At 62.3% G+C, this 7,065-nt stretch carries 6 protein-coding genes; all 6 read right to left on the bottom strand.

The genetic code is table 11. The annotated features are described in order from the left end of the window. Window positions 1-129: 129 nt before the first annotated feature. The gene (locus ACMO6A_RS09970) at window positions 130-1,914 is read right to left on the bottom strand and encodes a glycerophosphodiester phosphodiesterase family protein (RefSeq protein ID WP_418471182.1); all 1,785 of its coding nucleotides are present in this window, start codon (window positions 1,912-1,914) and stop codon (window positions 130-132) included. A gap of 86 nt (window positions 1,915-2,000) precedes the next feature. Next, a complete protein-coding gene (locus tag ACMO6A_RS09965) occupies window positions 2,001-2,450 on the bottom strand; it encodes a putative bifunctional autolysin (RefSeq protein ID WP_021410809.1) in 450 nt (149 codons plus the stop codon). Continuing rightward, on the bottom strand, window positions 2,437-3,996 hold the full coding sequence (locus tag ACMO6A_RS09960) for a hypothetical protein (RefSeq protein ID WP_021410773.1): 1,560 nt from the start codon (window positions 3,994-3,996) through the stop codon (window positions 2,437-2,439). The genes ACMO6A_RS09965 and ACMO6A_RS09960 overlap by 14 nt, the downstream gene beginning before the upstream one ends. Further along, window positions 3,993-4,637, bottom strand: coding sequence for a GGDEF domain-containing protein (locus tag ACMO6A_RS09955; protein ID WP_021410807.1), 645 nt, complete (start codon window positions 4,635-4,637; stop codon window positions 3,993-3,995). The genes ACMO6A_RS09960 and ACMO6A_RS09955 overlap by 4 nt, the downstream gene beginning before the upstream one ends. Continuing rightward, the gene (locus ACMO6A_RS09950) at window positions 4,634-6,208 is read right to left on the bottom strand and encodes a methyl-accepting chemotaxis protein (RefSeq protein ID WP_021410786.1); all 1,575 of its coding nucleotides are present in this window, start codon (window positions 6,206-6,208) and stop codon (window positions 4,634-4,636) included. The genes ACMO6A_RS09955 and ACMO6A_RS09950 overlap by 4 nt, the downstream gene beginning before the upstream one ends. After that, a complete protein-coding gene (locus ACMO6A_RS09945) occupies window positions 6,205-7,014 on the bottom strand; it encodes a CheR family methyltransferase (protein ID WP_015761341.1) in 810 nt (269 codons plus the stop codon). The genes ACMO6A_RS09950 and ACMO6A_RS09945 overlap by 4 nt, the downstream gene beginning before the upstream one ends. Window positions 7,015-7,065: the final 51 nt, after the last annotated feature.

Below are 7,065 nucleotides of genomic sequence, written 5' to 3'. Positions count from 1 at the left end.
TGGTCGAGGGCGAGCGGCGTTTCCATTACGACGTCGATATCGAAGCGCGGGGCGACGAGTCGCCTTGCGGGTGGCGCCCATGCGGGCCATCGGGCGCGCCAACACTTCGCAAGCGTTCGCCGCCGTCGATCAGATGGCGTCGAAGTACTCGTGCCCCTCGTGCAGCGCCGCCTCGTACAGCTCGCGAGCCTGTGCGATGTCGTCGGTGACCAGACCGTCGATGCCGTAGTCGATGAGGCGCGACATGTTGGCGGGGTCGTTGACGGTCCAAGCGTATATGATCTTCCCCGCCCCTTGCACTTCGTCGACGAGTTCCTGGGTGACGAAGAAGTCGTCGACGCTGAAATAATCGACATGCTCGATGCTCGAGATGGAGCCGTAAGCCAACGTCATGTCGTACATGGTGGGCATGGAGGGGTCGATCTCCTTCACCTTCGCGAGCGACTCGTAGGAGATGCTCGCGACGGCCACCTGGTCTCTCATATCGTAGGCGTTGATGAGGTCGACCGTCTTTCGCTCGAGGTCGACGCCGTGGCCGTCCGGCTTCACCTCGATATTCAACTTGATCTTGCCTTTGCACAACGCAAGCGCCTCTTCCAGCGTGCATATCCGCTGGTCTGCGAATGCGGGATCGAACCAGCTGCCGTTGTCGAGGTCTTTGATCTCGTCGTACGTGACCTGCCAGAACTCTTTATCCAGACCCGTCGTGCGCTTGAGGTTGGCATCGTGCATCACCACGAGCACGCCGTCGGCCGTCTGCTGCACGTCAAGCTCCACCCAATCCGCGCCTTGGTCGATAGCGTTCTGGAATGCAGCCAAGGTGTTCTCGGGAGCCTCGCGCGCGCCGCCCCGATGCGCGGTGATCGCGAAATCCGGCGCGGGCTCTCGCTGGCTTTCGGATTCGAATACCCCGTGCAAAGGGTCGTAGGACAGCAACGAAACGAGTCCGAGCATGGCGAGAAAGGGGCCGACCGCTGCGCGCGCGAGCCTCGTCCTGCACGTACGCGAGGGCTCGTCGATGCGGTAAGGGACGTCGATGCCCCGCTCCTGCGAGAATTCGTAGAACGTGGCGCTGAGGGCGGCATAGCTCAGCGGCGCGAACACGCAGTCGACCACGATAGTGAACGCGAACATCACGAGCGTGAGCGCGAAGGAGACTCCGAACGGCAGGCCGCCTTCTAGGATGGCGGCCAAGATGAGGACGCCGACGACTATGGCCGCGACCGCTCCCGACGCGAACACGGCGAACAAGGCCAGCAGACGGCGCGCCAGCCGCCAGGCGTTGCCGCGCAGCAGGCTCCTGCTCGAGATGCGTGCCTGCATCCAGGATTCGTCGCACAGCGTGAAGAAGTGAATGCCGAACGCCAGAAAAAACGCATGCAGGTACAGTGCGGCCATCACGATGACGAACACCGCGGTCAGCGCGCCGTTTTCCCAGATGAAGTCCATAATGAACTCGGGAAGCCGCACGCCGGTGAGCGCCGAGGAAGTGACGGTCAGGTTCGTGAGCGGAACCAGCAGCAGCACGAACAGTGCAAGAAGCCAGTTCGATGGGCGTGCGATGCGCCGGGCGGAAGAGAATGCGAGCCGGCTCGTTTCGAACACTCCGATGCGCCGACCCGTCTTTCCCGCCTGCATGACAACGACGAGGGCGCACATCTCGAAAAGGGCTCCGAGCGCTAGCACAAGCGTGGCCACGAGCAAAAACACCCACGCCAGCGGATTTGCGAATAGAGTCGTCATGTTCGTGTCGGCCAAGTAGGCAAGTCCGGCCGCTTCCATCGCGAGATCCACCATGCCGAAACATGCCGGTACGAACAGGATGGCGAACAGGAATCGGAAGCCGAATTCGAACAGGATAGCGGTTCGCGCATTGGCGGCGAACAGCCTCCATGTGCTGCGTGCGAACTCCATGGCATGCGTCCTTCCGTCGGATGCGGTGGCTGGTTGTTCGAGCCATTCTACCTGATGCGCTGGTTGGGAGCTCGCGCACTGCGGCGTTAATCGAGGGCGAGCAGCGCTTTCGCTACGGCGTCGATATCCAGCAGGGGAAGCGTTTCCGACGGGAAGCTCGGACGGCGCTCGATGGCCAAGAGGGCATGTTCGGTTTCGTCGAGGTCGACGACGTAGGGCGTGCCGTAGAACTGCAGCCCCAACAGGCATCCTTCCCCTTCGACGAGCACGACGTGCCCCGGTCCAGTGTCGGGGGCTCTCGTGTCGACGATGGGGGCCAGCTCGTTGCCGCGGAACAGCACGCCGCAGAACTGCTCGGGCAAGAGGGCAAGGGGCTGCACGCGGCTGGCGGCGACCACTTCGACGATGGACGAGAACGCGATGGCCATGTCTCCGTCATCGGTGGGGATGACCAGCGCGTTATTCCGCCGAGCCTCTTGGCGGTCCTTGCCGATGAGCGTTTCGATCCAGTGCAGACGTTGGCTACGGTCGCGCATGGGTTCCCCTGTCCTTCGCCGCGTCGTTCAGAAAGCGCCGTACGCTTATCACGATGCAGGGCGAACCGTCTTGCAGGATGGCGTATCCGATGCAGCCCAGTTCGTGCATGCACCGGCGGTCGAGCAGTGCCGGAAGCTGCAGCATCGAGATCCGCTCGTAGCCCTCAACGTCGTCTGCGGCCAAAGCGCATCGTTCCCCCAGAGCTTCAAGCAGGACGGTATATGCGGGGTGCGCCGCGTCAAGCGGAAAGGGCTTGGCACCTTGGTTGAGCATCTCGATATGCGCGCCGTGTTCGTCCTCGTACCAGGTTGAGGTTGCTTTCGACCCTTCTCCCGCTGCGCCGCCGCGCTGGACGCGGGCGGGGTCGAACGCCTCGAAGCGCACGATCTGCTGTGCGGGAACTGCGAAGCGGACGCCTCCGGTGCGCAGCAGGGCGGCTTCGAACACGGTGAACGGCACGGGAAAGCGTAGGACGATCTCCAACGTGCCGCGTTCGGTGTTGCGCATCGTGCCGCGCCCGCCGATGCGCTGCAGCATGCAGCCTATCTCGTTCAGTTCTGCGAAGGCGTTGCCATCGCTGGCGGCGCTCGGCAAGAAGAATTGCGGCAGAAGGATGAACGCGCCTATCTCCTCGTCGGAATACGCGTCCAGCGGACGGGCGAGAAGGCCGCGTTTCGACGCTATCGTGGCGATACGGTGCGCGTCGAAGGGCCTGCCGTCGTGCTCGATGCGGCAAACGACATCCGAACCTTCGTTTTCCAGGCGCAAGCGTATGGTTGCGCGTTCCGGTTTTCCCAGGTCGGCGCGTTCCTCGGCGCTTTCGATGCCGTCGCGGATACATGATCGAAGGGCGCGTCTGAGCGTTTCCTCGATGGATGCGAGCACCGAACGATCCAGATCCATGCGTCCTTGCTCGAGCTCCAGATCGACGGGAACGCCGAACTGGCGTCCGTAGTCCTCGACGAGCTTATGAAGCGATGGGGCGATGCGGTCGAACGCTTCGATGCGCGAAAGGGCGACGGTGGATCGCAGGTGGTCGAGGGTCTGCGCGTACGAGAACGCGATATCGCTGAGCACGCGGTCGTTCGGAAGGCTTTCGGCGTGCGCTCGCAAAGACCGGTTCGTCTCCTCCAGCTGCGCGATCAGGTTCGACAGCTTTTCGTCTCGCTCGCTGCGCGCATCGCGATCGGCGAACGAAGAAATCGCTTCGATCCCTCCGTTTTCTGCATCGTCTTCCTGGGGTGCGGAAGGCATCTCGAACGGCGGGATGCCTTCGGGATCCTCCACGATGGTGCAGCTGTCCACGAAGAACGCACCGCTGATGGCTGCGAGCACCCGCTCGGGCGTGCGCGAGACGAAGGTGACGAACAAGCCGTGGTCGCGCAGGTAGGGAATCGTCTCCCGACTGCTCTTGATCGCGTGCGGATGGCATGTTGCCGAGTCGCACAACGGCGCGATGCGGCGCATGACGAGCGAAGCGCGCGTGTTCTCGAGCCCGCAATTGGGCTTGAGCTTCGCCTGCACGGTGATCTCCTCGCGTTTCACGACCGGTTCCCTCCGTCGCGCTCTATCTGGTTCGATTGCGCGAACACGCAACGGTTCTTGCCCGTCTCCTTGCCGTGGTACAGCGCGCGGTCGGCCGATGCGAAGTTCTCGCCGAACGTGAGTTCCGGATCGTAGGCGCTCAGACCGAACGTGAGCGTGCACGAAAATTCGCCTAAGTCGTCGCTGATGGGATAGTTGGCCACTTCCTCACGCATCTGGTTGCACAGACGCAAGGCCTCGTGGTCGGGCGTGGAGAACAGCACGAGCAGCAGTTCCTCGCCGCCCCATCGGATGACCGGATGGTTGCCGGAGAGATCGTCGAGGATGTCGGCGATGCAGACGATGGCGATGTCGCCGGCCTGATGGCCGCGCACGTCGTTGATGAGCTTGAAGTCGTCGATATCGCACAGGGCGAGCACGATGTTCGCTTCGCAGCTCATGCGTTCGATCTCTTGCTCCAGGTAGTCGGTTAAATAGTGGCGGCTGAACAAGCCGGTCAGCTGGTCGCGGAATGCGAGCGCCCGCATGACGTCCAGCTGCCGCTTCAGGGCGGCGTTGTCGGCGCGCAGGCGTTCGCGGTCTTCTCGGACGCCTTCCGATCCGCTCGGCGCGCTGCCTGTTTCGGTTCGGAATCGCGTCATGCCCCAGCTTCGCTTTCGTGCGGATCTTCATCGATTTTGAAGCGGCCGATCAGGTGCTTGAGTTCGTTCGCGCGATCCGCAAGCTCCTCTCCGATGACCGCGCTTTCCTCGGAGGCGGCCGAGTTCTCCTGCACGACCTGGGAGAGGCTGTCCATGCTCTCCTGTATCTGGGCGACCGCTTCGAGCTGCTGCTCGGAGGCGTGAGCGATGGAGGACATCGCCGTCTTGATATCTTCGATAGAGGTAACGGCTTCCTCCATGTTCGAAGATGCGGAGCCGATCAGCTCGCTTCCGGCCTCGACGTTTTCGATGGCGCGCCCGGCGAGTTCGTCAGCCGCGCGCGACGCTTCGCTCACTTGCGAGGCGAGGCGGCGGATCTCCTCGGCCACAATGGCGAAGCCGCGTCCGGCATCACCTGCGCGCGCGGCTTCGACGGAGGCGTTCAGCGCGAGGATGTTCGTCTGGAACGAGATGTCTTCGATGGAGTTGGCCAGCTGCGAGATGCTCTGGGCGTTGTCTTTGATCTCCTCGATGGCGCGCACGGTGCGGGCTATCGAGTCGCTGCTTTCCTCGACCGCGCCCAGTACATCGGAGGTGTTGGAATTCACGGTCAGGACGCTTTCGGTGTTCTCTCCCACCACGTGCGTGATGCTCTGAACGTTGGCGGCAAGCTCTTCGATGGCGGTGGCTTGCTCGGCGGAGCCTTGCGCGACGGCTTGGGAACTGTCCGACATCTGCGATGACGAGCGAGCCACCTGCTCGGCTGTTTCGCTGAGCTGCTCGGTGGCGAAGCGCAGCGAAGCTACCGTTTCGTTCATGGATGAAGCGAGCGAGCCCAGCTCGTTGCCGGACGTGCAGGATGAGCGCACCGTCAGATCGCCGTCGGCCAACCGCTTCGCTATGCGGTCGATCTCCTGAATGGGCGCGGCGATGCTGTGCGTGATGCGCCTCCACATAACGATGACGAGCACGATGGCCGCCGTCCCTAGAAGCCCGATGGCCAGCGAGGTTCCGACCTCGACGCTGAACGAGTCTTTGACGAAGGCCTGCGCTACGTGCTCTGCGTTGTTCACGACCTCGGTGGACAGGTTGACGGTCACTTCCTTTTGCGCGAGGTACTCGTTCGAGTACAGGTCGATGGCGCGGTCGATGTCTCCCGCTTCGGCCGCGCCGATCACGGCGTTGCGGCGCGCGCCCAGCTCGTCGCAGGCGTTCGAGAAGCGTTCTAGAAGATCGGGATCGGCTTTGAACAGCGACCGGACGACGTTCAGCTCGTTCATGCGTTGTTCGGTGAGATCCTCGATGGCCACCAGCGCTTTCTGTTTCGCCGCGTCGTTTTCTGCGTCAAGCAGCTGCTCGACGTACGTCGACATCTCCTCGATCGTGAAGCGAAGCGCCACGGCGCTTTTCGAAACCATGTACGGCCGGTTGTAGAACTCTTTGGTCATGGAGGCGTTCGCGTGGACGCCGTAGAGCGCCACTGCGATCGAAAGGGCGAACAGGGCGATGACGATGCCGTAGGATATCATCAAGATGCGGCTTATGCTGATGTTGCTCGGTTTCATGCTCATACGTTGGTCGCTTTCGCTTGTCTTCGATAAACGGAGTTCCCCTGGTATTCGAACAGCGTACGTTCGCGGATGATCTCGGCGTGCCCCAGCATGAGGTAGCTCGATGGGGCGAGGTGGCGGTGCAATGTCGCGATCACCCGGTTGCGAACTTCGGCTTTGAGGTAGATGATGACGTTTCGGCACATGATGAGGTCGTACGTCCTGCGCAGGACTTCGTCGTCGCAGAGGTTGCCCTGCGCCAGAAAGACGCGCGAGCGGATGCGCTCGGCAACGGTGTACAGCTGACCGTTCCGAACGAAGTACGCATTGCGCCAGCGACGGGGCACCCTGTTGATGCGCGATTCGGGATAGGCGGCCGTACGCGCCTCTTCGATCGCAGGTTGCGACAGGTCGATGCCGGTGATGCGAACGGAGGGGATCGGGTGGGTTCGCGCGTAGTCCTCGACCAGCATCGAGACGCTGTAGCATTCTTCTCCCGTGGAGCAGCCGGCGCACAGTATGTTCCACGGGCGGTTCGGCCGCTTGGCCAGCAATTCCGGGAAAGCCGTGGCGAAGAGGAACTTGAACTGCGCGCTTTCGCGCAGGAAGTAGGTGTAATGGGTGGTGACGAGGTTGACGAACCGGTTTCGCTCCTGCTGGTTTCGCCCTGACTCCACGAGGTCGAAGTACGCCGAAAACGACGGCAGCTGCAAGCGATCGCGCTCGCGCGCGAGGCGGCATTCTAGCAGGGTGCGCTTCGAATCCATGTCCAGACCGTACGTCTGGGCAAGAAACGAGCGTACCTGCTCGAATTCGCTGTCAGTCATATGTTCCACGCGCACCGCTTCGTCGATGGATGTTCATGATGGCTACAGAAT

It is taken from the genome of Eggerthella sp. (assembly GCF_048329335.1).
Lineage (GTDB): Bacteria > Actinomycetota > Coriobacteriia > Coriobacteriales > Eggerthellaceae > Eggerthella > Eggerthella lenta.
Note: the sequence above shows the minus strand (reverse complement) of the source record. Positions and strands in the feature narration are given on the sequence as shown.

Coding starts and splice junctions, on each gene's coding strand:
- ACMO6A_RS09970 (WP_418471182.1), bottom strand. CDS start 1,914: ATGGAGTTCGCACGCAGCACATGGAGGCTGTTCGCCGCCAATGCGCGA.
- ACMO6A_RS09965 (WP_021410809.1), bottom strand. CDS start 2,450: ATGCGCGACCGTAGCCAACGTCTGCACTGGATCGAAACGCTCATCGGC.
- ACMO6A_RS09955 (WP_021410807.1), bottom strand. CDS start 4,637: ATGACGCGATTCCGAACCGAAACAGGCAGCGCGCCGAGCGGATCGGAA.
- ACMO6A_RS09950 (WP_021410786.1), bottom strand. CDS start 6,208: ATGAGCATGAAACCGAGCAACATCAGCATAAGCCGCATCTTGATGATA.
- ACMO6A_RS09945 (WP_015761341.1), bottom strand. CDS start 7,014: ATGACTGACAGCGAATTCGAGCAGGTACGCTCGTTTCTTGCCCAGACG.